Genomic DNA, 24075 nt, shown 5'->3' with positions numbered 1-24075 from the left:
GTTGTTACAAGTACGATCGTCAAGAATACGATAGATGGGCTACCCTCCCGGTATGGAACGGATCAATCCGCCCGAGCTGGCGCGGCCGTCGGGCTTCTCGCATGCGGTGACCGCCGAGGGCCGGTTCGTGTTCCTCGCCGGGCAGACCGCGCTGGACGAGGGCAACCGGATCGTCGGCGAGGACGTGGTGGCCCAGTTCGAACGCGCGCTCGGCAACCTGCTCACCGCGTTGCGGGCGGCCGGAGGGGAACCGGCGGACCTGTGCAGCCTCACCGTGTACGCGGTCGACCTGGGCGATTACCGGGCCCACGCGCGCGAGATCGGTCGGGTGTGGAAACGGCTCGTCGGCGCGGACTATCCGGCGATGGCCGGCGTCGGAGTGCGCAGGCTGTGGGACGTCGAGGCGCTGGTCGAGGTCCAGGGCTTCGCGGTGCTCAGCCGCTGAGCGCCTGCCGCAGGTGCGTCCGTGCTGCGGTCTCCAGCCGGTCGTGCAGTGCGAAGAACACCTCGGCCGCGCGGATGCCGGACCAGCCGGGCGGCAGCAGTTCGGCAGGAAGGCCCGGATCCAGGTAGGGCATCCGGCGCCAGCCGGTGAGCACACGCAGGTAGTCCGCGAACGCCTCGTCGGCCGGCGTGCTGCGGCGCCGTTGCCAGCGCCGCAGCGCCGGTTCGTGCTCGTCGAGGAACGCGGTGTACAGCTCGTCGAGCTGGTCGAGGTCCCACCACTCGCGGACCTTGTCCCTGGCGTCGCCGAAGGCGAGGTGCTCGGCGCGGAACAGGTCGGCGTAGTCGGCCAGGCCGAGCCGGGTCAGCGTGGCCGCGGTGACCTCGTGCAGGTGGGCGGGTGCGATCCAGACCCCGGACGACGCGGTGCCGAACCCGAGCCTGGCCAGCTGGGTGCGCAGCACGTGCCGTTTGTGCCGCTCGGCCTCCGGCACCGAGAACACGGCCAGCAGCCAGCCCTCGTCCGGGGTGGCCCGTTCGCGGCGGAAGATCCGCTCGTCACCCTCGCGGAGGATCTCCAGCGCCGTGCCGGACAGTTCGTACCCGGCCGTGCCGTCGCGGCGCACCGCCTCGAGGATGCTGCGGCGCTTGAGCCGGGAGATGGAGGAACGCACCGCGGGTTCGTCCACGCCGACGTCGGCGAGCAGTTCGATCAGCGTGGCCACGGACAGCCAGCCGCCGCCGGTCCGGTGGTGGAACCCGTAGACCGACACGATGAGCTGCCGGGGCTGCGCGGCGCGCCCGGCGTCGGTCGCCTCCGGTACGGCCGTCATCCGGTCACCATAACAAGGTCCCGGGTAGGATTTCGCCCGCGATGGTCAACACGTCCGCAGCACCCCTTTTGAGCAGGCTGACCCGCCGCGGCAGGCTGATGGCGAAGCGCACGTGCGATCGCCGGTGCCACGCGTTCGTGCTCGGCGGGTTCCTCTTCCGCACCCCCACCGCATGGGAGTACGCGGCCGCGGTGGCGGGCGGCAGCGATCCGGCGGCACAGCGGTGGCTGGGCTGGCTGCCCGATTCGGTGGTCGCCGAGCCGATGCGGGCCGAGGCACTGCGGGTGGTCCCCGGTACCGGACCGGAGTGGACCACGCCGGATCCGCATTCGGTGGACGTGGTCGCGATCGACCTCGCCGCCCGCCGCTGCGCGGGCCTGGTGAGCGTGCACGCGGGAGAGGACGGCAGTCCGGAGACCGGCGGCTACCTCGCCCCCGGCTACCGCGGCCGGGGACGGGGCCGGGAGCTGTTCACCGCAGGGCTGGTGCTCGCCCACGAGCACCTCGGCCTGACCCGGGTGCGGGCCGGCGCGGAGATCGGCAACGTCGCCAGCGGCCGTTCGCTCGCCGCCGCAGGCATGCGCCGGGCACCGGGGCCCGCCCGGTACACGCTGCCGAACGGCCGGGTCGGCGAAGCCTGGTGGTACCAGCACGACGTGCCGTGGCCGCACCGGTGCACGGGCCCGCAGGCGAAGTGGCTCGCCTGAACCGCCCCGGAATGCGGCCGTGGCGGCAGGCGTTGTGGGCGGTCGAACCCGAAACGACGTTTCGTGGTCAACGCCAACAACCCTGGAGAGTTGCATGCCGGACTTCAACCAGCAGGTCATCGACGAGTTCCACGCGAACGGTGGCAAGGTGGGTGGCGAGCCGTTCGAGGGCAAGAACCTGGTGCTGCTCACGCACACCGGGGCGAAGAGCGGTAAACGACGTGTCCTGCCGCTGGTGTACACCACCGATGGTTCGCGGTACGTGATCGTGGCCTCGAAGGGTGGCTCCGACACCAACCCCGACTGGTACCACAACCTGCGTGCGAACCCCAGGGTCACGCTGGAGATCGGTACCGAGACCTTCGAGGCCACCGCCACCGAGATCACCGACCGCGCCGAGCGCGACCGGCTGTACGCAGGCATGGTCGCCCACCAGCCCGCCTTCGCCGATTACGAGAAGAAGACCACGCGGCTCATCCCGGTGTTCGTGCTGGAGCGCTGAGCGGCAGGCCGTTCAGCCGACGGCAGCCTCCACTCGAGGTTCCTCCGCCGCCGGCTGGGCGGTCTTGCGCCCGGTACGGGCGTGCCGCCTGGCGATGAGCCGCTTGCCGGTGCGGATCATGGGCTGTTCCACCCAGCGGTGGATCAGGTCCGAGATCGCCAGGTCGACCACGAACACCGTCAGCGCGGAGAGGAACCGTTGCTCGGCCAGCTGCGGCACCGCCTGGATCACCGCGAAGTGCACCGGCCCCTGCAACAGGTACAGCGAGTACGAGCGTTCGCCGACGAACCGCATCGGCGCGGTCGAGAGCAGCCACCGTGCCGGGCCCGGCGAGAGCAGCACCACGAGCAGCGCCATGGTGGCTCCGGTGTAGCCGACGAGCAGCAGCACGTTCTGCCGGGTGTCGTTCCAGAGCGTGTCCAGGTTCGTGTGCAGGAGGAGGAACCCGGCCACGATGGGGACCGCCGCCAGCGGGTGGGTCAGCGGCCGCAGCACCGCGAAGCTGCGCCGGTAGTGCGCCACGATGGCGAGCAGGCAGCCGCTGAGCAGGATGAAGTAGTGCAGGCTGGAGCGGTAGATGGCGGTCTTCGAATCGTCGAGCACCCAGCCGCCGGTGGTCACCGGCACGAGCACCAGCAGCACCGCCATCGCCGCGATGGCGAGCCCGAACTTCCGCCGCGCCGCCCCGATCCCCACCGCGACCAGCAGGAACGGCCAGAACAGGTAGAACTTCTCCTCGATGCCGAGCGTCCACGAGCCGGAGAAGAAGTTGTCGCTGCCGTTGCCGTCCGAACCGGGGAAGAACTCGTTGAGGAAACTCAGGTAGTACTTCAGCGCGTGCGGGAAATCGCGGGCGAGGAATTCGCCGCGCAGCAGCACGAATGCGATGATCCCGCCGAGGATCACCAGATACGGCGGCAGGATCCGGAACACCCGGCGCAGGTAGAACTCGCCCAGCGAGATCCGGCCGGTGCGGTCCTGCTCGCGCAGCAGCAGCGTGGTGATCAGGAAGCCGGACAGGACGAAGAACACGTAGACGCCCACCCAGCCGGAAAGCCAGGTGAACTTCGGCCCGGCGAAGTGGAAGAAGATGACGATGGTCGCGGCGATCGCCCGCAGCCCGTCGAGGCCGGGGAACCTGCGCATGCCGAGGTACTCGTCATGGCTCATCGTCGGCAAGAAAATCGACCCCTTCGCCCGTTTCGGGGCGAGTATAAGCCGGACGTGCCGTTCGGCCTGATCCCGGTTCCGATGCGCTGACCTGGGGTAACCCGCGGCGGCGTCGGCGAACGGGCGCTGACCGGCGGCTAAGCCCTCGCGAGCGGCCTGCCGTACACGAAGCTCCGCAGCCGCCCGGTCGACGACGGTTCCAGCGGAGCGAAGAGCTTCGCGTGCGCGGCCTGCACCGTGGCCGGATCCGGCTCGACCACGGACAGCGCCCGGACGGTGTAGCGCGAGTCCGGCGTGAAGTCCGCAGCCGTGGTGTGCCGGTAGGCGCCGCCGAGGAGGTCGATGATCAGCACGGTCGGCACCGGGGCGCCAGGGCCCGCGTGGTCGAGCACCGTGGTCAGGAGCTCGTCCGGGAGGGCGGGCAGCACCCGGTTGTCGCCGAGGTAGGCGTGCGGGTGCGGGGGTTCGGCGGCGATCTTGCCGGAGTCCGTGAACGGCATCGTGCTGAGCGTGTCCTGCAGCGGACCGAGGGCGCGCAGCGGTGCGACCAGCCGCTCGCCCTGGGCGGCGGAGCCGAGGCTTGCCACGCGCACGTGCGCGATGTGCTTGCCCCGCAACGGTTCAGGCACCACCGGCAGGTTCGGGTACGGCACCAGCGCCACCGAGGTGCCGACGGTGTCCGGCAAGTCGGCTGTCCAGTCGCGCCAGGTGCACAGCACGTCGGCGATCTTCGCGGTGTCGAAGTAGAGGCCGCCGCCGTAGAGCGTGGTCACCGGGAAGAGCGAGAACTCCAGCGCGGTCACGACGCCCGCGTCGAGCGGGCCGCCGGCGGCTGTGCCGTCGGGCAGCACGACCTCGGCGGACCGCACGTGCTCGGACGCCTGGCCGAAGTGCCGTCCGAGCAGGCCGAACCCGCCGCCGAGGGTGTAGCCGACCACGCCGACGCCCGGTGCCGAGCCGCTCAACGGGGCGAGACCGTGCTCCGCCGCGGCTTCGACGACCGTGCCCCAGGTCGCTCCGGCCTCCGCACGTGCCACCGCACGTTCCGGGTCGATCGAAACACCTGTCATCCGCCGGGTCGAGATCAGCACGCCCTCGGCAGGCGTGCGCAGTCCGTGGCCGGTGGCCTGTACCGACACCGGCAGGTCATGCGCGGCGGCGTATCGGACTCCGGCCGCGACGTCGTCGGCGTCGGCCGCGGCGACGACCAGTTGCGGAGTGGACTGGACGCCGGTCTGGAACCCGGCGATCTCTTCGCGGTAACCGTCTTGCCCAGGAGCGAATGTCTGCATGCGGCAAGCGTGCGGGAGCTGGGTAAAGAAGTCCAAGAGATGCACGTTCCATGAGCTAGAATTTCTGGTTATGGAACTGCACCAGCTCGAGTACTTCGTCGCGGTGGCCGAGGAAGCCAATTTCACGCGGGCCGCAGCGCGGATGCACGTGGCGCAACCCGGGGTCAGTGCACAGGTCCGCCGGCTGGAACGCGAGCTGGGGCAGTCGCTGTTCGACCGTTCCGGGCGCACCGTGCGGCTCACCGACGTCGGCGCTGCCGCGCTCCCGCACGCACGGGCCGCGCTCGCCGCGGTGGAGGCGGTGCGCGAGACGGTCTCGGAGCACGAGGGGCTGGTCCGCGGCCAGGTGGCGATGGGCATGGTCACTTCGGCCGGGCCGGTCGCGCTGCCCGAGTTCCTCGCCGGCTTCGCCGAGCGTTACCCCGGTGTGGAGATCACACTCGGGGAGGCCAACTCCGACGTGATGATCGAGGCACTGCGGGAAGGACGGCTCGACGTCGCGGTGATCGGCCTTGCCGACGGCGTGCCCGCCGGGCTCACCACGCAGGTGGTGCTCGACGAGGCGCTGGTCGCGGTCACCGGCCTGCGGGACGAGTTCAGCGGGCGGGACGGCATCACGCTCGCCGAACTCGCCGGACGGGCGCTCATCTGCCTGCCGAAGGGCACCGGGCTGCGCGGCGTGCTGGATCACGCGTTCGCGGCCGAGGGGCTGCATCCGCGGGTGACGATCGAGGCCAGCGATCCGAACGTGCTGGCGAAACTGGCGATGCGCGATCTCGGCGTGGCGATGGTGCCGGCCTCGCTCGCCGAGTACTACGGCGCCGAGCTGCACTCCTTGCCGTTGCGGCCGCCGTTGCGTGGCCAGCTCGCGCTGGCGTGGCGCTCCGGCGGCCCGGCCGGTCCGGCGGCCCGTGCGCTGATCGGGTTCGCCAGGGCCGAGCTTGCTCTTGACGAACCGTAAAAAGCCGGGTTTCCCTGGTGGAGCCGGACGAGGAGGCGGGAGATGGGCGACGCGCTCGGGGACTGTTTGCTCGGGGTCGGGCTGCTCGCCGGGAGTGCGAACGTGATCATGCAGCTCAGCCGTCCCGAGGTCGGCTACGGTGTGGTGGAAAGCCCGGTCGAGTCCGGAAACCTCTTCCGGCATCCGGTGAAACGCGCGCGCACCACCTACACCTACCTGGCCGTCGCGGCGCTCGGCACCGATGACGAGCGCGCGGCGTACCGGCGGGCGGTCAACACCGCGCATGCCCAGGTTCGCTCCACCGGCGCGAGTCCGGTGCGGTACCGCGCTTTCGACCCCGAGCTGCAGCTGTGGGTCGCGGCCTGCCTGTACCGCGGGCTCGAGGACGTGCACCGGATCGTGCTCGGGCGGCCCGCTCCGGAAGCCCTGTATGCCGAGGCGGCGGTGTTCGGCACGACGCTGCAGGTGCGGCCAGGACAGTGGCCCGCCGATCGCGCCGCCTTCGACGAATACTGGGCAGCCGGACTGTCCAGTGTGGACATAGACGACCGGCTTCGCGAGTACCTCACGACGTTGGTGGAACTGCGGTTCCTGTCTCGTCCGTGGAGCGTCCTTTTCGGACGATTGCATCGATTCGTGACTGCCGGGTTCCTTCCGGAGCAGTTCCGCGAGCAGCTGCGGCTGCCGTGGTCGGCCGCGGACCAGCGCAGGTTCGACCGGTTGATGCGCGGAATCGGCCGGGTGGTCGAACACCTGCCGCCATCCGCCCGGCGGTTCCCGTTCGGCGCCTGCCTAGCCGACCTCCGGCACCGTCGCCGGAACGGTCAACCCCTCGTCTGAGCGGTTGACCGGCATGCCCAGATCGGCAAGGCTGGCAAGATGAGCAGCGCCGACGTACTTCCTGCCGCGGAGGCGCCATGAACGCAGCCGACGTACTTCCTGCCGCGGAGGCGCCATGAACGCAGCCGACGTACTTCCTGCCGCGGAGGCGCCATGAGCACTGCCGACCAGGAGCGCCACGGTGTCCGTCTCACGCATCTCGACCAGGAGTTGTTCGCCGGTGCCGGGGTGTGCAAACGCGACCTCATCGACTATCTCGACGCGGTTGCGGATCGGCTGTTGCCGGTGCTGGCCGATCGTCCGTTGTCGGTGGTGCGGGTGTTGCGCGGGCAGGACGCGTTCATGCAGAAGAACCTGCCGAAGTACACCCCGGAGTGGGTTCCGCGGGAGCGATTGTGGGCGGAGAGTGCTCACCGCTCGGTCACCTACGGGCTGTGCAACGACCGGCGCACGCTGGTGTGGTTCGGCAACCAGCGTGCGGTGGAGCTGCATCCGGCGCTGACCCGGGTCGGCCACGACGGGCCGACGGATCTGGTCATGGACCTCGATCCGCCGGAGGGTGCACCGTTCGCGTCCGCCGTCGCCGCGGCCCGGCTGGTGCGCCGGGTATTGGCCGACGCAGGTCTCTCGGGGGCCTTGAAGACCAGCGGGGCCAAGGGAGTGCACGTGTTCGCGCCGCTGGCTGCCGGGCAGTCGTTCGAGGACGTCGCAGCGGCCACCCGGGCGGTCGGGGCGCGGGCGGAACGGCTCGATCCGGACCTCGCGACCACGGCGTTCATCCGGGAGGACCGCCAGGGCAAGGTTTTCCTGGACTCGACCCGGGCAGGCGGTGCGACGGTGGTCGCCGTGTACAGCCCGCGGTTCCGTGCCGGCGCACCGGTTTCGTTCCCGATCCGCTGGGCCGACGCGGACGAGGTGACTCCGGCGGAGTTCACCGTGCGGACCGCGCTCGACCGGCTCGGCGACGCCGATCCGTGGGCGGCTGAACTACCTGCACCACAACAGCTTCCGGACGAACTCGTGGCCGAGGGGCACACCATCCCGGTGGCAAGGGTGGCGGCGATGCACGAAGGTAAGCGCCGCGCCAAGGCCCGCCGGGAGTCAGGGCAGCGCGAGTAGGTCCAGGTGGTGCACGGTCACCGCGGTGATGGTGCGCTCGCCCGGCACCGGGAGCCGGCGGTTCTGCTCTCGTGCTGCCGTGGTGAATCCGTGGTACCAGGCCCGGATCAGGGCATCCTGCGTCGATCCGAGCCGCCACGGAGAATGTCGTGTGTGGACTGTCCAACCACGACTCTCGAATTCCCGGACGGCAAAGACGGCGGCGTCCGGCCCGAGCCGGCTTTCCCGGCGCTGATGGTCGTTGAAGGCCTCCAGCAGCGCGCCGTCGGCGGGCTCAGCGGGGGTGATCTCGACGTCGCCGGTCACCGAAAGCGTGAGCAGTGCCGGGCAGCCGGCCTCGACGCAAGCGTTCACGAGGCGCCGGACTTCCTGCGCGGTCAGCAAATCCAGCAGGGCCGATGCGGTCACGAGCGTGGTCTGCGTGAAGTCGCTGAGCTGGGTGAGGTCGCCGGTTCGCGCTTCGGCGGTGACTCGCGCGGGCAGGTTGGACACCGCGATCTCCAGCAGCAGTGGGTCACGGTCGTGCAGAATCCAGTGCTGCGGCAACGGAAGCCGGCCGGCGAGCCAGCGGGTCATCGAGCCGGTGCCGCAGCCGAGATCCCGGATCACGGTCTCCGTGCCGGCCGGCAGCCGTGCGGCCAGTGAGCCCGCACGGGCTGCCGCATCGGCCGGTTCCCGCAGCCGCAGCCATTCCGGCGCGTAACCGGAAGAGTCCACTGTGGTCATAGCTCGCGTTGGTAGCCTGCCGACGCGGTATGCGATTCGTGCAGGGTCACCGAGATTCCGGACAGCCCGCCGGCGTGCTCGCCCAGCTGCCCGGCGTGCACGCGGGTGGCGAGCCGGTCGGCGATCACCTTGGCGAGGAACTCGGTGGAGGTGTTGACCCCCGCGAAATCCGGTTCCTCGTCGAGGTTGCGGTAGTTCAGCTCGGCCAGCACCTGGCCGAGCTGCTGGGTGGCGAGTCCGATGTCGAGCACGAGGTTGTCCTGGTCGAGTTCGGCGCGGCGGAAGGTGGCGTCGACCACGAACGTCGCGCCGTGCAGCCGCTGTGCCGGTCCGAAGACCGCACCGCGAAAGCTGTGCGCGACCATGATGTGGTCGCGTACGGTCACAGTGAACAAGGAGTTTCTCCTTCACGGGTAGGTGATCCGGTGCGCGAGCCCTGGCAGTTCCCCGGCGGCGAGGCGGGAAATCACGTCCGGCAGTTCGGCGAACGCCGCTTCCCCGGTCACCAGCACGTCGAACGCCGGGTCGGCGAGCAGCCGCAGCGCCAGTGCCATCCGGTCGTGGTAGGTCCGCCGCGCGGCACGGGCGGGGGAGACGGTGCCGACCTGGCTGCCGCGCACGGTGAGCCGTCGCGAGTGGAAGTTCTCGCCGAGCGGCACGGACACCCGGCGGTCGCCGAACCAGCTGAGCTCGACCACGGTGGCCTCCGGACCCAGCAGCTCCAGCGAACGGGCGAGACCGGCTTCGGTGGCACTGGCGTGCACCACCAGATCCAGTTCGCCCTCGGCGTCTTCCGGTGGTACGTAACGGATGCCGAACGCCTCGGCGACCGCCGCACGTGCCGGGTCGGGGTCGACCAGCTGCACGTCGACTCCGGGAAACCGGGACAGCAACCCGGCGACACCACTGCCGACCATGCCCGCTCCGACCACCGCGATCCGGTCGCCGACCAGGGGCGCCGCGTCCCAGAGCGCGTTCACCGCGGTCTCCACGGTCCCGGCCAGCACCGCGCGTTCCGCGGGAACCCCGGTGGGCACCACGGTGACCGCCGACGCCGGGACCACGTACTCGGTTTGATGCGGGTAGAGGCAGAACACGGTCCGCCCGGCCAGTTCCGGCGGCCCGGCGACGACCTCGCCGACGTTGAGGTACCCGTACTTCACCGGCCACGGAAAGTCGCCGTCCTGGAACGGCGCGCGCATGACGTCCTGCTGGCCTGGCGGCACCCCGCCGCGCAGCACCAGGCTTTCGGTACCCCGGCTCAGCGCGGAAAACCGCGTGCGGACCAGCACTTCGCCGGAGCCGGGCGGAGCGACGCCGACCGGCCGGATCTGCCCGCCCGCAGCCGAAGTGAACCAGAAGGCCTCCGCCGTCCGTGGCACGGTCGTCCTCCTCCGTCGCGGAAACGAGGTGAAATCGCTCCCCCCACCTCTACCCGACCACCGGCCGCGGTGGGTTCAACCGCGCGCTGCGGCCCACGCACTCGAGGGCCGAGTCCGCGTGCCGCGGTCGCGGTCCGGGCGAAACCCCGGGTTTCGGATCAGCCGGCCGCGGGGGCATTCAGCTGCCAGGACACGCCGTAGCGGTCGTTGACCCAGCCGAACGGGCCGAAGCCGTAGTCGTCCAGCGGCATCAGGGCTCCGCCGCCGTCGACGAGGGCGTCATACAGCCGCTTCAGCTCCGCTTGCGAGTCGCACGTGACGAACAGCGACAGCGAAGGCGTGAAGTCGAAGCCGTGCTTGACGTGGCTGTCGCTGCACCGGACTCGTTGCCTGGCCACGGTGAACTCGGCCATCACGATGGTGCCTTCGGGGCCGGGGCCTTCCGGGCCGTAGCGCTGTTCGGACAGCACCGAGTCGCCGGGTAGCAGGGACGTGTAGAACGCCATCGCCTCGGCTGCGTCGCGCTTCTGGAACATCAGGAAAGGGACGAGATCGGACATGGTTCGCCGCGTCCTTCCGGGCACTCGGGTACGAACGGGTCGAACCTCGCAGTGGCAAGTAGTTTTGTCAACAGGAGCGCGGCGGCGTGGTGTCCAGCAGACGTGCCGCGACCCAGGCCAGTCCCTCGGCAGTGTGTGCCGGGGTACCGGAGGGCTGCATCACGTGGCTCAGCACCGCGCGCACGACCAGGTCGATCACCACGGTGAGCCGGTCGTCGTCCAGCGGTGGTGCGTAACCGCGGACCCGTTCGGCCAGCACGGTCTTCGCCTCGGTCAGCAGGGCGGCGGCGCGGGTGGTGAGGAACGGGAGGAATTCGGTGTCCGTGCCGTGCGTGGCCGAGGCGATGGCCCGCAGCAGGAGGTTGTCGTCGGCCAGTTCGAGCACCGCGCGGACCGCCTCGTGGATCCCGGCCACGAGATCGCCGGGGTGCTGTTCGAACGCCGAGCCGACGACGGCGAGGAACCGGCCCAGTTCGTGCGTGACCATCGCCTCGGCCAGCGCGGTCTTCGAGCCGATCTCGTTGTACACGGTCTGCCTGCTGACACCGACCAGTTCGGCCAGCCGCGCCATGGTCACCGTCGACCAGCCCGAACGCGCGGTCAGCCCGATCGCCGCGGTGATGATCGGCTGCCGGTACTGGCCACCTTCGGACGACGGCACCGGAAGCACGCTCATGGCAGTCATACTAGCTTCGCGGCGGAAACGGGGTTCACTGCAGCTTGAGCGCCAGCACCGGACACGCGTCGACCGCCGCGGTGAGCTCCTGCCGGTGTTCCTCGCCGGGGCTCGGATCGTGGATCACCACCGTGCCCTCGTCGCTGACCTCGAAGAAGTCCGGTGCCATCGTCTCGCACATGCCGAGTCCTTCGCAGCGGGTCAGATCCGCTTCGATCCGCATCACGCACGCATCCTTCCCGGTGCCACGAAATCCACCTTTTCCCGTACTCCGCAGTCGGGGCAGCACCACGAATCCGGAATCTCCGACCATCGGGTGCCTGCCGGGAATCCCTCCCGCGGGTCACCGCGCTGTTCGTCGTAGACGTAGCCACAGCCGGGGCACATCCCGCCTTCCGCCGCGTCTCCGTGCACATCGGACAGTTCGGTCACTGGTTCCGGTTCCGAAGTGTGGTAGCGGGCAAGGATTTTCGCGCGTTTACCCGGCTGGATGTTCGCCAGGCCGAGGTCACCGTCGAAGTGTGCGAGCACGCGCGGGTCCATCACCCGCCGCCACAACGGCGGGAACAGCGCGAGCACGATCATCCCGGCGTATCCGGTGGGCAGCACCGGAGACTCGGCGAAATCCCGGAGGGTCTGGTAGCGCCGCGTGGGGTTGGCGTGGTGGTCGCTGTGCCGCTGCAGGTGATACAGCAGGACGTTGGTCGCGATGTTGTTGGAATTCCAGCTGTGGCTGGGATCCACGCGCTCGTAACGGCGCCGGTCCGGCGGGCCGACCCGGCGGCGCAACATCCCGTAGTGCTCCATGTAGTTCACGACTTCCAGCAGCGAGAAACCGACCACGGCCTGGATCACCAGGTAGGGCAGGATGGCGACGCCCAGCCACGCGATCAGCGCCGCCCACAGCACCGCGGACATCAGCCACGCGTTGAGCACGTCGTTCCCGATCCGGTACGGATGCCGGTCGCGGCGGGCATACCGCTTGCGTTCCAGCCGCCACGCGGATTTCAGCGAACCGAACACGGTACGCGGCCAGAACCGGTAGAAGCTTTCCCCGACCCGGCTGCTGGCCGGATCCTCCGGTGTCGCCACCCGCACGTGGTGACCACGATTGTGCTCGATGTAGAAGTGCCCGTAGAAACTCTGTGCCAGCGCGATCTTCGACAGCCAGCGCTCGTGGCTTTCCTTCTTGTGGCCCAGTTCGTGTGCGGTGTTGATGCCGATACCGCCGATGCAGCCGATCGAGACGGCCAGCCCGATCTTGTCCACAACGGACAGCCCACCGCGCGCGATCAGCCAGCACGCGAAGACGAAGCCGACGTACTGGATGGGCAGGAACAGATAGGTGATCCACCGGTAGTAGCGGTCCTGCTCGAGCCGTTCGATGACGTCGTCCGGCGGATTGCTGCGGTCCAGCCCGGCGATGAGGTCGATTGCGGGCACGATCACCAGGATCACGATCGGCCCGATCCAGAACCAGGCTCCCCATCCGGTCGCCGCGTGCAGGCCGATCGCAAGGAAGGCCAGTGAGGGCACGACGAGCCCGATCAGCCACAGGTACCGCTTCCGGTCGGTCCACCGTTCGGTCGAGCCGAGTGGCACCGTGCCGGTCATCTCGCTCATCACGCCCTCCTCCGTCGGCTGGCTTTACAGAAAGGTACGTGATGTACAGGCCGGTTGACAAGAGCTAGTCAGATGTAAAGAACCGATTGGCTCAGCGGGCGTGCCGCAGAACCTCCACCACCGGGTCCAGTCCGGACTGCGCGGTGCGGCGGACCAGGAACGTGGTCAGCGTTGCGGTGAGGTCCTCGATCGGCAGCACCGCGCATTCGGCCGGGTCCAGTGCCAGCGCGGTGGTCGATTCCACCGGCGCCAGCGTGAAGCTCTTCGTGCTGCGCAGGAAGATCAGCAGCCCGCTGAGGTCGGAGAACTGCGCGTCCGGATCGGCGAGCACCCCGCGGGCGGCCAGCTGCTCGGCCCGGCGCGAACCGAGGTCCCAGTGCCGCGGGCCCTGCAGGTACTGGAAACCGCGCAGATCGGCCATGGTCAGCGAGGTCCGGCCGGGGAAGCGGGAGGTGTCCACCACCGCGCCGAGTGGTTCGCGGTAGAGCACGATCGTGGACAGCCGCTCGTCGCTGGTGCCAAGGTGCGAGATCGCCAGATCGAGGGAATTGCTCAACAGCGCCGATTCCATCTCCAGCGACGGCATCTGGCGGAGACCGAACCGGTAGTGCTGCTCGAGCGACCGGATCGATTCGCTGAGCCGGCGCCGGTGCGCGGGGTTGAGCACGTCGGGCACCGCGAGCCGCACGTCGGTCCGCCGGTCTCGTGAGCGGATCCGGCCGGGGATGGCGTCGAAGCCGGTGAGCACCGATTCGGCGAGCGGCAGCAGTGCCTCGCCCGCCGCGGACAGCCGGGTGTGGTGGGTGGACCGGTCGAACAGTGGTTCGCCGAGTTCCCGTTCGAGATCCCGGATGCGCTGGCTGAGCGGGGGCACCGACATGTTCAGCGACCGCGCGGCGCGGGTGAAGTTCAGCTCACGCGCGACCGCGAGGAAGTACCGCAGGTGGTGGATCTCCACGGCAGGCAGCCTAGGCGACGGTGTTATCACCGTGGTCACACCGCTCTGAGGAACTCGGTCATTCCCTTGTCCGCCGCGGCTCAATAGCGTCGGAGGCGAAGCACTGATCGGTACAGGAAGGACCAAGATGACCTCGCCCGACGGTTCCGCCGGCCCGCTCGCCGGAGTGCGGGTGGTCGACCTCTCCTCCGCGGTGATGGGCCCGTACGCCACCCAGATCCTCGGCGACTTCGGCGCCGACGTGGTCCGCGTCGAACCACTGCGTGACGTCGCCCGCGTCTCCCCGGCCAACATCGCCCGCAGCCCCGGCATGGCGCCGCTGTATCTGCAGGTCAACCGGAACAAGCGCAGCGTCGGCCTCGATCTCAAGGACCCGGCCGGCCGGGACGAGCTGTTCGCGCTGCTCGCCGACACCGACGTCCTCGTGACCAACATGCGCGCCGGTGCGCTGGACCGGCTCGGGCTCGGCTACGACGACCTGCGGGAACGGTTCCCTCGGCTGGTCTACGCGCACGCGCAGGGCTTCGCGGTCGGATCGTCGCGCGCCGGGCGGCCTGCCTACGACGAGGTGATCCAGGCGTCCTCCGGGCTGGTCAGCCTCCAGGACCGCGCCGGCGGCACGCTGCAGTTCGTGCCCACCTACATCGCGGACAAGACCGCCGCGCTGTACCTGCTCAACGGGGTCCTTGCGGCACTGTTCGACCAGCAGCGCACCGGGCAGGGCCAGCGCGTCGAACTGGCCATGGCGGACGCGATGATCGCGGTCAACCTGGTCGAGCACCTGGCGGGCGACGTGTTCGTGCCTGCCGCCGGTGACGTGGGCAACCCGCTGTCGCTGAGCACCACGCATGCGGCCATGCGCACGGCCGACGGCGGGGCGATCGCCGCGGTGCCCTACACCAACGAGGCGGTCCGCATCCTGCTGATCGGCGCCGGGCTCACCGACGCCGCGGCCGATCCGGCCTGGGACTCCCCGGTGATCGACCGCGAGATCTTCACCGCGGGGGTGGAAAAGGTCCTCGCCAACTCCGCGAACCGCACGACTGCGGAATGGGAGGAGTACCTCACCGAGCACGACCTGCCGTACGCGGTCGTCGTCGACATCGCGGATCTGCCCACCGACCCTTATGTTCGGGAGGTCGGGTTGATCAAGGAGCGGGAGCACCCGACCGAGGGCACCATCCGCGTCGTGGAGAACCCGGTGCACTTCTCGCGGACCCCCGCCGGGTTCCGCAGGCATGCCGAACGTGCCGGGGCGAGCACCGCCGAGGTGCTCGGTGCCGCGCGCAGCAGCCAACCGTCGCCGAAAGGGAACTGACAGATGGATCTGGAACTCTCGAAAGCGGACGTCGCGTTCCGGGACGGGCTGCGGGAGGTGTTCCTCGGGGCGGTTCCCGAGGACATCCGGCGGCGCACCGCGCTGGGCGAGACCACCCGCGAGGACATCGTCACCAGCCAGCGCATCCTCAACGAGAACGGGCTCGCGGTGCCGCACTGGCCACAGGAGTGGGGCGGTCGCGGCTGGACGCCGACCCAGTCGCACCTGTACTCCTCGGAGCTGCAGCGAAACAGCGTGCCGCAGCCACTCGCGTTCAACGTGAGCATGGTCGGCCCGATCATCGCCGAGTTCGGCAACGAGGAGCAGAAGCGGCAGTTCCTGCCCGCCACCGCCAACCTCGACATCTGGTGGTCGCAGGGCTTCTCCGAGCCGGAGGCCGGTTCGGACCTCGCCGGGCTGCGCACCACCGCGCGCCGCGACGGCGACCACTACGTGCTCAACGGCCAGAAGACCTGGACCACGCTCGGCCAGTACGGCGACTGGATGTTCGTGCTCGCGCGCACCGATCCGGACGCGCCGCGCAAACAGCAGGGCCTGTCGTTCCTGCTGCTCGACCTGACCACCCCGGGTATCGAGCGACGGCCGATCAAGCTGATCGACGGCAGCGCCGAGGTCAACGAGTTCTTCTTCGACGACGTGCGCATCCCGCTGGAGAACCTGGTCGGCGAGGAGAACAAGGGCTGGAGCTACGCGAAGTTCCTGCTCGGCAACGAGCGCAACGGCATCGCACAGGTCGGCACCGGGCAGCGGATCTACGCCGATCTCGCGGCGGCGTCCGCGGACATCCCGACCGAGGACGGCCCGCTCGCCGACGATCCGCAGTTCCGCACTTCCCTGCACACCGCCAAGACCGCGCTGCTGGCGCTGGAGGCCACCCAGCTGCGGGTGACCGCCGCGTCCGAGAACGGCAAGGCCAGCCCGGTGTCGTCGCTGCTCAAGATGGAGGGCACGCAGGCACTGCAGGAGCTGATCAAGCTCCGGATGCGCGCCGCGGGCTCGGACGGCATGCTGCTGGACACGGAGGCGGAGGTGGTGGCGAGCGAGGCGGCAGCCGTTGCCGCCACGCAGTACCTCAACCAGCGGAAGCTGTCGATCTTCGGCGGCTCCAACGAAATCCAGCGCGGCGTCATCGCCAAGACGATCCTCGGCCTCTAAGGAACCACCATGAACCTCGAATTCAACGAAGATCAGCGGCTGCTCTTCGAGACCGTGGACCAGGCGGTCGGCCGGGGTTACCCGGCGGGCGGGCGGGCAGCCGTCACCGGCACCGAACTGGGCTGGTCCGATCAGGTCTGGCAGACCCTCGGCGAGCTCGGCCTGACCGGGCTGACCATCTCCGCCGAGCACGACGGCGCGGACGCCGGTCCGGTGGAGGTCTACGCGACGCTGGAGGCGATGGGCAAGCACGCCGCGGCCGAACCGCTGCTCGACGCCGTCTTCCTCCCGTCCTGGCTGATCGCCGAGCTGGGCACGGACGAGCAGGCCAAGCAGCTGCTGCCGGTGCTGGCCACGGGCAGCGCGACGATCGCGGTCGCGCACGCCGAGCCGCGCAGGCCGTGGGGCCGCGCCCCCTCCGTGACCGCGGCCGCGGACGGCTCCCTCACCGGGGTGAAATCGCCGGTGCGGGGTGCCGACCAGGCCGACAAGTTCCTCGTCACCGCGGTCGACGATGCCGGCCGCACTGGGGTGTACCTGGTCGAGGCGACCGCCGACGGCATCACCCGCGCCGACGGCCGCGCCGCGGACTGGGGCCACACCTCCCAGGTCGAGTTCACCGGTACGCCGGCGGTTCGGCTCGGCGGCGACGGTGTGGCTGCGGACGCCGCGCTGCGCAGCGCGTTCGCGCGGGCCAGGGTCGCGGTCACCGGCGAGGCGATCGGGCTGATGGAGACCGGTCTCGCGATGACCGTCGAGTACCTCAAGACCCGCAAGCAGTTCGGTGTTCCGCTCGCGACGTTCCAGGTGCTCGTGCACCGGGCCGTCGACGTCTACGCGCGGGTCGAGCTGGCCCGGTCGATGGCGTTGTGGGCCACCGCCGCGGTCGAGGCACACGACAGCGGCTCGGCGGTCGAGCTGTCCGCAACGGCCGACGACGCGTTCGTGTTCGTGAGTGACGCGGCGACCGCGGTGGCCGAGGAGATCATCCAGCTGCACGGCGGGATCGGCATGACCTACGAGTCCGAGGTGGCGCACCACGCCGCCCGGCTCATCGCCATCACGGAGAGCTTCGGCGGGGTGAGCGCGGCCCGTCGCCGGGCGATCGCGTCGGAGGCCCTGCTGCGTGCGCCCAGCGCGCTGCTCAACAACGCAGACGCGGTCACCGCGTAAAAGGAGGAACGGACCATGCCGGTCGTCGCGATCGTCGGTGCCGGAGTCATCGGAGTGTCCTGGGCCCGGCTGTTCGCCGGGGCGGGCTGGCAGGTCCGGGTCAGCGATCCCCGGCCGGACCTGGCCGAGATCGTCGAGCGGCAGCTGGCCGGGCTGCCGGTGACCGCGGTCGCCGACCTCGCGGCGGCCGCGGACGGCGCGGACTTCGTGCAGGAGGCGGGTCCGGAGCGGATCGAGCTGAAGCACGAGATGTTCGCGACGCTCGCCGCGAACACCCGCGACGACGTCGTGCTGGCCTCGTCCTCGTCGTCGCTGCTGCCCACTGCGATCGCGGCGGGCAACGCGGCCGCGGCCCGTATCGTGATCGGGCACCCGTTCAATCCGCCCGAGCTGATGCCGCTGGTCGAGGTGGTTCCCGGTGCGGAGACCTCGGCCGGGACCGTGGCTGGTGCGGTCGAGGTCTACCGCGCGCTCGGCAAGGTGCCGATCACGTTGCAGAAGGAGATCCCCGGCTTCGTCGGCAACCGGCTGCAGAAGGTGCTCAACGATCAGGCGATCCACCTCGTGCAGCAGGGCGTGATCACCGCACCGGACCTCGACGAGCTGGTCAAGGTGTCGCTCGGGCTGCGGTGGGCGACGATCGGGCCGTTCGAGAGCATGCACCTCGGCGGCGGACCGGAGGGGATGCGGCATCTGGTGACCCACGTCGGTTCGCAGATGACCTTTGAAATCGGCCGCCCGGACCGCGAGCACCTCGACGACGTCCTCGGCGAGGTCGAGGCCGCGTACGGCACCGGTGAGCAGAGCGACCGCGAACGGGCGGCCGAGCGTGACCGTCGGACCCGCGCCGTACTGGACGCGCTGGAGCAGAAATGAGCCTGACCGAGAAGCTCGAAGCCGCGCTCGCGAAGCCGGCCACCACCGACGAGTACGACCTGCACACCCCGTTGGGTGAGCTGCTGTCCGCGGTCGGGCTCTCCGCAGCCGACGCCGGCGGTGCGGTCTCGTTCACCGGCGCCGATCCGGTGTTGCCCGGTGCGCTGCGGCTGGCCGGTGCGACGTCGATCGCACTCGCTGCGAAATCGGTGGCAGTGGCGAAGATCTGGCAGCTGCGTGGTGGCCGTGGCCAGGACATCTCGATGGACCTGCGGGTCGCGCCGCACCGGCTGTGCCCGTTCTACGACAAGAAGTGGGAACTGCTCGACGGGTACCCGCCGGGCGATCCGGCTCGGGTCACCCAGGCATTCGGCACCGACCGGTTCTACTCCACTTCGGACGGTCGGTGGGTGCACCCGATCAGCCCGTATCCCAAGCTGCGCAACGATGCGGCGGCGCTGCTCGGAGTGCCGGAACGCGACGACGCGGCACGGCAGGCGATCGCGGGCCGGAACTCGTTCGAACTCGAGGAAGCCGCCGAGGCCGCGGGCGTGATCATGCCGGTGGTGCGGACCACCGGAGAACTGATGGCCACACCGCAGTACCGGCAGGTGCTGGCGACGATGCCGCCGGTGGTGGTCGAGAAGATCGGCGACAGCTCGCCGGAACCGTTGTCCGGTGGCGTTTCCGCGCCATTGGAAGGCATCCGCGCGCTCGGCCGGGCGCACATCATCGCCGGTGCCGGTTGCGGCCGGGCGCTCGCGTTGCACGGCGCCGACGTGCTGAACGTGTGGGACCCGAACGAGTACGAGCTGCCGCTGCTCTACTCGACGTCCAATGTGGGCGTTCGATCCACTCGGCTCGACTTCGGCCGTCCCGGCGACCGGGAAGTCATCCGGGGACTGCTGTCCGGTGCCGACATCTTCTACGCCAACCGTCGTCCGGGCTACCTCGCCCGGCGCGGCCTCGACGCGCAGACCGCCGCCGAGGTCCGGCCGGGCATCATCCACGCCACAGTGACCTTGAACGGGGACACCGGACCGTGGTCGGCGCGAGTCGGCTTCGACCAGACCGCCGGTTGCCTGGCCGGGGTCATGCTGCTGGAAGGGGAAAACGGCGTTCCGTCGTTGCCCGCGGTGCCGGTGGTGAACGACTACATCACGTCCTGGTTCCTGCAGCTGGGCATCCTGCGTGCGTTGATGCTGCGGGCGTCGGAGGGCGGGTCCTACCGGGTCACGGTGTCGCTCACGCGGGTCGCGTTGTGGTTGCTGAGCCTGGGAATCTTCGACAAGGAGTACGCCGCGGATGTCGCCGGATCCGCGCCGGGGCACGAGTACTTCGACCCGCAGACGTTCACCGCGGACACTCCGCTCGGCCGCTACCAGGGCGTCACCGAGCAGATCCGGATGTCGGAAACCCCCGGCTACTACACCAATCCGCTGATCCCGCGCGGGTCGCACCGTCCGGAGTGGAAATGACCGTGTTCGGTGCACTGGTGGTGCTGGGCATCCGCACCGGGAAGATCTACCGCGTCAACCTCACCGACGGTGCGGTGTCCACGATCTACGACCGGGCAGGTGCTTCCCCGGACGGGGTGGCCATTGCCGACGGCACGATCTACTGGACCACGATGGGCCTGCCGTTGCGTGATCCCGACGTGCCGGGGGAGGCGGGCCTGGACTACTCGCGGCGCAACGGTGGTCTGCACGCGGTCGGCCTGAACGGCCTCGAGCCACGTGAGATCGTCCCGTCCGGGGTGATCACTACCGGGAAACAGCTGACCTGCCAAGGTTTCCTGTACTGGAGTGACCGTGAAGGCTGCCGCGTCTGCCGGGTGCGCACGGACGGCACCGGCTTGACCGACCTGGTGGTCAACGACCGTGACGAGAGCTGGACGCAGGAATGTGTCGGCGTCGCGGTCGACGGGGACCACCTGTACTGGACCCAAAAGGGCCCGGCGAAGGGTGGCGAGGGCCGGATTTTCCGCGCTGGGCTGGAAATCCCGTCCGGTGAGTCGGCACGCGACCGTTCGGACGTCGAGACCCTGTGGGAGCACCTCCCGGAACCGATCGATCTGGAACCACACGGCGGATACCTCTACTGGACCGACCGCGGCGCGGCCCCGCAGGGGAACACGGTGAACCGCGCGCTGCTCCCGGCGCCGGGAGAGAAGGGCGGCAAGCCGGAGATCCTCGCCGGCGGTTTCGCCGAGGCGATCGGCCTGGCGGTGGACGACGAGGTGGTCTACGTGTCCGATCTCGGCGGCAGCATCACCGCCGTCCCGCTCCCCGAGGCCGGTGGCGGGGAACCCCGGCTGGTCGCCGAGCTGGGCGAACGGCTGTCCGGTATCGCGGGGATCGGGTGACGATTGCGCCCGGTCTGACCCGGACCAGGAGCATCTTGTTTCGGCAACCGCCGGCCGGGCGTCACACCCGGCTCGGCGGCTCGCTGCTCGGTGGCGGCGTGAGTGTACTGTCGTAGCGCCAAAACGACCGGACACTCACCGCGCCGAGGAGGACCAGTGCAATGCACACCAGCGCCGCGCCGGACCAGGCGATGGTGAGTGTGGTGGCTGCCGCCATGGCGCCGGCCCGCAGGTCGCCGAGACGCGGACCACCGGAAACGATGACTGTGTAGACGCCTTGCAACCGGCCGCGCATCCGATCGGGCACATAGCTTTGCAGGATCGTCTGGCGGTAGACGGCGCTGACCAGATCGGCCGCCCCGGCGAGGACGAGCAACGCCACGGCGGCCCGCAGATCGTGCACGAACCCGGCGACCGCGATCGCCGCGGCCCAGACGACCACGGCGAACGCCAGCGCGACCCCCTGCCGTCGCACGCGGCCGATCCACCCGCTGAACAGCCCGGCGAGCACCGAGCCGATCGCGATCGCCGAGTACAGCGGTCCCACTCCGCCGTGGAACTGAGTGGCCGCAGCCTGCGGGAACAGTGCTTGTGGCGTCGCGAGCGCCATGGCGGCGACGTCCACCGCGAACGACATCATCAGCACCGGCTTCGTGCGGAGGAATCGCAGCCCTTCGAACACCGAGCGCAGTCCTGGCCGTCCGGCGGGCTCGGCCGCGGGGAAGGACGGCAGCCGGAACGCCGCATACAGTGCCGCGGTGAACAGCACCGCGTCCGCGGCATAGGTGTAGGTGAAGCCGCCGGGCAGCCCGACCAGCGCGCCCGCGATCAGCGGCCCGAGCACCTGCCCGACATCGCCGATCGCGTAGTTCAGCGCGTTGGCTGCGGGGATCTGCGAAGCCGGTACCAGCCGCGGAACGATTGCACCGCGCACCGAAGACGACACGGCGAATCCTCCTGATTGGACGGCCATCAGTCCGAGCAGCAGCGCGGGCGAGTGCCGGTCCAGTACACTGTGGACCAGCAAGGCGAGCGTCACCGCCCAGGTGAGCAGCGCCGATCCCAGGTACAGTTTCCGCCGGTCCACCACGTCCGCGACCGCGCCGCCGTACAGCCCGAACACCACGATCGGGACCAGTCCGACCAGACCGGCGAGCCCCACGACGAACGACGATCCGGTCAGCCCGTACAGCTGCACCGGTACGGCGACCGAGGTCATCACCATGCCGACCGTGGCCGTGCCCTGGCCGAGGAAGGTGCGCCGGAACGCCGGAATGCGCAGTGGCCGGGTGTCCGCGACCGCGTGCCGCAGCCGGTTCCGCAGGCCGGTGGGCTTGCCGTCTGTCATCCTTCCACGATGCCCCGCGCAGGATCTTCGGACTTCCGATAAACTGTCGTACTGTGTCGCAAACCCGCCATGAGCACGCGGCCGGTGACGTCATCGCCCGGCACCGGCACGACGACCACCAGCTGCTCTACGTCAGCAGCGGAATCCTCGCCGTGCACACCGGGCACGGCACCTGGGTCGCCGGCGCACACCGCGGCATGTGGATCCCCGCCGGCAGCTGGCACGAACACCGGGTGCACGGCCGCGCCGAGGTACACACCCTGGCTTTTCCGTTGTCCAGCAGGCTTTTCCCCGGTGCTTCACCGACCGTGATTGCGGTGTCCCCGCTCCTGCGCGAGCTCGTCATCGCCTGCACCGAACCCGACCTTCCCGCCGCGGAGCGTGGCCGCCTGCGCTCGGTGATCCGCGACCGGCTCCGCCGGGCCCATCTGACCCCGCTGATGCTGCCGGTTGCGCACGACACCCGGCTGGCACACGCCTGCCGTCTGGTGCAGGACGATCTGAGCTGTGCACGGACGATCACCTGGCTGGCCCGCGAAACCGGGACCAGCGAACGTCATCTGGCCCGCCTCTTCCGCACGGAGTTCGGCACCACCTATCCCCAATGGCGCACGAACGTCCGGGTGTTCCGGGCAATGCTGGAACTGACCGCAGGCGCAACGGTGACCCAGACCGCGCACCGCTGCGGCTGGGCAACGACGAGTGCCTTCGTGGACACCTTCGCCCGCACCATGGGCCAAACCCCCGGCGCGTACCGGTCCGCCTCACCGAGCGGCAGCTGACCCAGGGGCATGACTGGCGTGCCGTGGTCCGAGTTCGACCGCGCCAGGGCCGGCCGCCGCGGCAGCACCGTCGACCACGTCCGGATCGTTTGCTTGCCGGTCCGCGATACGTTCACCCGGCCACGGTCACCACGCCGAGCGCCAGCAGTACCCCCAGTTTCAGCAGTTCCGTTGCGATGTAGGCGAAATGGGTGTGCGAACGCGGTACCGAGTCCGGATCAGCGGCGGTGCGCACCCGGTCGGTCCGGCGGTTCAGCGCCGGTCGTATCCCGACGAGCTGGATCACGAGCGTCACCACGGCCACCGCCGCCAGCACCGTGGCCGCGGTCTCCGGCCGTCCCACTGCGACAGTGACCACGAGGGCCACCGCGAGCACCGCCTCGACGAGGTTGAGCGCGCGGAAGACGAGCCTGCCGATGCCAAGCCCGATCGCGATGGTGACCCCGGGTGCCCGGAACTTGAGCGGCGCCTCGAGGAAGGAGATCGCAGCCACCATCCCGAACCAGGTGCAGGCGAAGGCCTCGATCAACGCGGTGGAAGTGTCGTGCACGGCGGGAAAACCTCCCGGTTCGATTACCTGCCCGGACATTACCCGCGCCGATCCGCGGAGCTCCCGGCCGCGAAGCGGCGGTCACACCGTCGGCGGGTCGGCATCTCGAACCGCCGCAACGCACCGGTCGTAGAGCGCCACCGGATCTGCTTTCCGGTTGCCCGCGATCCAGATCTCGGTGGCGGTGTCGAGACAGGCGAACGCGGTGGCGATGATCGCACTGGCGCGCGGGTCGTGTTCGTCCTCGGCAAGGCCCATGCGTGACTGGATGCACGGCAGCAGGTCCTTCTGCCAGCGCAGTCTCTTGGTGAGGTAACTGGCGTGCAGGGACGGGGTGGTGAAGATCAGCGTGGTGAGTTCGTAGGTCCGCTCGAGGCTGTGATTGGCCGTCATGATGGCGAGGAACCCGGCTCGCAACGCTTCCCAGGCCGACACCTCGCCACGTTGCCCGGACACCGTGGCACGCAACAGCTCGCCGAGTGCTTCTTGCTCTCCGCACACCAGGTCCTCTTTGGAACCGAAGTACCGGAACAGCGAACGTGGGGAGATTCCCGCCTCTCGCGTGATCTGCGCGATCGTCGTCTGCTCGTAGCCCTGTTCGAGAAACAGCCGGACTGCGACGTCGAGGATCGTCTGCACCGCGATCAGCCGTGAGCGGTCCCACAGCGTCGGCGGGGTCGTCTTCTCCATGGCG

27 protein-coding genes are annotated in these 24075 nt (G+C 69.7%); 13 read left to right on the top strand and 14 right to left on the bottom strand.

Going from position 1 to position 24075, the window contains the following annotated elements; all coding sequences use genetic code 11:
* Positions 1-52 precede the first annotated feature (52 nt).
* Entirely contained in the window at positions 53-445 is a 393-nt protein-coding gene (locus tag ABD793_RS38770) for a RidA family protein (protein ID WP_344868569.1), read from the top strand.
* Here ABD793_RS38770 and ABD793_RS38765 read toward each other — a convergent pair.
* Positions 435-1277: a PaaX family transcriptional regulator gene (locus ABD793_RS38765; protein ID WP_344868568.1), complete on the bottom strand. Its 843-nt coding sequence runs from the start codon at positions 1275-1277 to the stop codon at positions 435-437. The genes ABD793_RS38770 and ABD793_RS38765 overlap by 11 nt on opposite strands.
* A 41-nt stretch (positions 1278-1318) precedes the next feature.
* On the opposite strand from ABD793_RS38765, the gene ABD793_RS38760 reads away from it, so the two are divergent.
* Positions 1319-1984, top strand: coding sequence for a GNAT family N-acetyltransferase (locus ABD793_RS38760; RefSeq protein WP_344868567.1), 666 nt, complete (start codon positions 1319-1321; stop codon positions 1982-1984).
* A 94-nt stretch (positions 1985-2078) separates the two neighbouring features.
* Positions 2079-2486, top strand: a complete 408-nt coding sequence (locus ABD793_RS38755; protein WP_344868566.1) for a nitroreductase family deazaflavin-dependent oxidoreductase — start codon at positions 2079-2081, stop codon at positions 2484-2486.
* Positions 2487-2498: 12 nt separating this feature from the next.
* Here ABD793_RS38755 and ABD793_RS38750 read toward each other — a convergent pair whose 3' ends face one another.
* Together ABD793_RS38750 and ABD793_RS38745 are read right to left on the bottom strand one after the other, a co-directional pair.
* Entirely contained in the window at positions 2499-3656 is a 1158-nt protein-coding gene (locus tag ABD793_RS38750; RefSeq protein ID WP_344868565.1) for an acyltransferase family protein, read from the bottom strand.
* Between the two features lie 137 nt (positions 3657-3793).
* On the bottom strand, positions 3794-4948 hold the full coding sequence (locus ABD793_RS38745; protein ID WP_344868564.1) for an FAD-binding oxidoreductase: 1155 nt from the start codon (positions 4946-4948) through the stop codon (positions 3794-3796).
* Between the two features lie 70 nt (positions 4949-5018).
* Here ABD793_RS38745 and ABD793_RS38740 point away from each other — a divergent pair, with 70 nt between their 5' ends.
* The 3 genes from ABD793_RS38740 to ABD793_RS38730 all read left to right on the top strand — a co-directional run bounded on the left by ABD793_RS38740 (position 5019) and on the right by ABD793_RS38730 (position 7868).
* Positions 5019-5909, top strand: coding sequence for a LysR substrate-binding domain-containing protein (locus ABD793_RS38740; protein ID WP_344868562.1), 891 nt, complete (start codon positions 5019-5021; stop codon positions 5907-5909).
* 42 nt (positions 5910-5951) lie between these two features.
* Positions 5952-6749: an oxygenase MpaB family protein gene (locus tag ABD793_RS38735; RefSeq protein ID WP_344868561.1), complete on the top strand. Its 798-nt coding sequence runs from the start codon at positions 5952-5954 to the stop codon at positions 6747-6749.
* Positions 6750-6902: 153 nt separating this feature from the next.
* Positions 6903-7868, top strand: a complete 966-nt coding sequence (locus ABD793_RS38730; protein WP_344868560.1) for a DNA polymerase domain-containing protein — start codon at positions 6903-6905, stop codon at positions 7866-7868.
* Here ABD793_RS38730 and ABD793_RS38725 read toward each other — a convergent pair.
* The 8 genes from ABD793_RS38725 to ABD793_RS38690 all read right to left on the bottom strand — a co-directional run bounded on the left by ABD793_RS38725 (position 7851) and on the right by ABD793_RS38690 (position 13793).
* Entirely contained in the window at positions 7851-8594 is a 744-nt protein-coding gene (locus tag ABD793_RS38725) for a class I SAM-dependent methyltransferase (protein ID WP_344868558.1), read from the bottom strand. The genes ABD793_RS38730 and ABD793_RS38725 overlap by 18 nt on opposite strands.
* Positions 8591-8989, bottom strand: a complete 399-nt coding sequence (locus tag ABD793_RS38720) for a 6-pyruvoyl trahydropterin synthase family protein (protein WP_344868556.1) — start codon at positions 8987-8989, stop codon at positions 8591-8593. Before ABD793_RS38720 ends, ABD793_RS38725 begins: the two co-directional genes overlap by 4 nt.
* A 12-nt stretch (positions 8990-9001) precedes the next feature.
* Complete coding sequence (locus tag ABD793_RS38715; RefSeq protein WP_344868553.1) at positions 9002-9976, bottom strand: zinc-dependent alcohol dehydrogenase; 975 nt, start codon at positions 9974-9976, stop codon at positions 9002-9004.
* Positions 9977-10134: 158 nt separating this feature from the next.
* On the bottom strand, positions 10135-10536 hold the full coding sequence (locus ABD793_RS38710; RefSeq protein WP_344868551.1) for a VOC family protein: 402 nt from the start codon (positions 10534-10536) through the stop codon (positions 10135-10137).
* A gap of 67 nt (positions 10537-10603) precedes the next feature.
* Complete coding sequence (locus ABD793_RS38705; protein WP_344868550.1) at positions 10604-11221, bottom strand: TetR/AcrR family transcriptional regulator; 618 nt, start codon at positions 11219-11221, stop codon at positions 10604-10606.
* A gap of 25 nt (positions 11222-11246) precedes the next feature.
* Entirely contained in the window at positions 11247-11435 is a 189-nt protein-coding gene (locus ABD793_RS38700) for a ferredoxin (protein WP_344868548.1), read from the bottom strand.
* Positions 11435-12835, bottom strand: coding sequence for a fatty acid desaturase (locus tag ABD793_RS38695; RefSeq protein WP_344868547.1), 1401 nt, complete (start codon positions 12833-12835; stop codon positions 11435-11437). Before ABD793_RS38695 ends, ABD793_RS38700 begins: the two co-directional genes overlap by 1 nt.
* Before the next feature lie 91 nt (positions 12836-12926).
* The gene (locus ABD793_RS38690) at positions 12927-13793 is read right to left on the bottom strand and encodes a LysR family transcriptional regulator (RefSeq protein WP_344868546.1); all 867 of its coding nucleotides are present in this window, start codon (positions 13791-13793) and stop codon (positions 12927-12929) included.
* A 127-nt stretch (positions 13794-13920) separates the two neighbouring features.
* On the opposite strand from ABD793_RS38690, the gene ABD793_RS38685 reads away from it, so the two are divergent.
* From ABD793_RS38685 to ABD793_RS38660, 6 genes are read left to right on the top strand one after another with little or no spacing between them, the layout of a single operon-like run.
* Positions 13921-15111: a CaiB/BaiF CoA transferase family protein gene (locus ABD793_RS38685; protein ID WP_344868545.1), complete on the top strand. Its 1191-nt coding sequence runs from the start codon at positions 13921-13923 to the stop codon at positions 15109-15111.
* Positions 15112-15114: 3 nt separating this feature from the next.
* A complete protein-coding gene (locus tag ABD793_RS38680; protein WP_344868543.1) occupies positions 15115-16287 on the top strand; it encodes an acyl-CoA dehydrogenase family protein in 1173 nt (390 codons plus the stop codon).
* A gap of 9 nt (positions 16288-16296) precedes the next feature.
* Complete coding sequence (locus ABD793_RS38675; protein ID WP_344868542.1) at positions 16297-17460, top strand: acyl-CoA dehydrogenase family protein; 1164 nt, start codon at positions 16297-16299, stop codon at positions 17458-17460.
* A gap of 15 nt (positions 17461-17475) precedes the next feature.
* Positions 17476-18336 carry a 3-hydroxyacyl-CoA dehydrogenase NAD-binding domain-containing protein gene (locus tag ABD793_RS38670; RefSeq protein ID WP_344868540.1) on the top strand — a complete coding sequence of 287 codons (861 nt, stop codon included), beginning with the start codon at positions 17476-17478 and terminating at the stop codon, positions 18334-18336.
* Positions 18333-19814: a CoA transferase gene (locus ABD793_RS38665; protein WP_344868538.1), complete on the top strand. Its 1482-nt coding sequence runs from the start codon at positions 18333-18335 to the stop codon at positions 19812-19814. The genes ABD793_RS38670 and ABD793_RS38665 overlap by 4 nt, the downstream gene beginning before the upstream one ends.
* Positions 19811-20701 (top strand): SMP-30/gluconolactonase/LRE family protein, encoded by an 891-nt coding sequence (locus ABD793_RS38660; protein ID WP_344868536.1) that lies wholly within the window; start codon positions 19811-19813, stop codon positions 20699-20701. The genes ABD793_RS38665 and ABD793_RS38660 overlap by 4 nt, the downstream gene beginning before the upstream one ends.
* Before the next feature lie 61 nt (positions 20702-20762).
* Here the strand turns inward: ABD793_RS38660 and ABD793_RS38655 are convergent, their stop codons facing one another.
* Positions 20763-22049: an MFS transporter gene (locus tag ABD793_RS38655; RefSeq protein ID WP_344868534.1), complete on the bottom strand. Its 1287-nt coding sequence runs from the start codon at positions 22047-22049 to the stop codon at positions 20763-20765.
* 53 nt (positions 22050-22102) lie between these two features.
* Between ABD793_RS38655 and ABD793_RS38650 the strand changes: the two genes are divergently transcribed.
* The gene (locus tag ABD793_RS38650; RefSeq protein ID WP_344868532.1) at positions 22103-22831 is read left to right on the top strand and encodes an AraC family transcriptional regulator; all 729 of its coding nucleotides are present in this window, start codon (positions 22103-22105) and stop codon (positions 22829-22831) included.
* Positions 22832-22943: 112 nt separating this feature from the next.
* On the opposite strand, the gene ABD793_RS38645 is transcribed toward ABD793_RS38650, so the two are convergent.
* Both ABD793_RS38645 and ABD793_RS38640 read right to left on the bottom strand, forming a co-directional pair.
* Positions 22944-23381, bottom strand: coding sequence for a hypothetical protein (locus ABD793_RS38645; protein ID WP_425548842.1), 438 nt, complete (start codon positions 23379-23381; stop codon positions 22944-22946).
* Positions 23382-23462: 81 nt separating this feature from the next.
* Entirely contained in the window at positions 23463-24071 is a 609-nt protein-coding gene (locus ABD793_RS38640) for a TetR/AcrR family transcriptional regulator (RefSeq protein ID WP_344868531.1), read from the bottom strand.
* Positions 24072-24075: the final 4 nt, after the last annotated feature.

Origin of the sequence: Amycolatopsis ultiminotia (assembly GCF_039536925.1) — a bacterium.
Lineage (GTDB): Bacteria > Actinomycetota > Actinomycetes > Mycobacteriales > Pseudonocardiaceae > Amycolatopsis > Amycolatopsis ultiminotia.
This window is presented reverse-complemented; position numbering and strand designations above follow the sequence as displayed.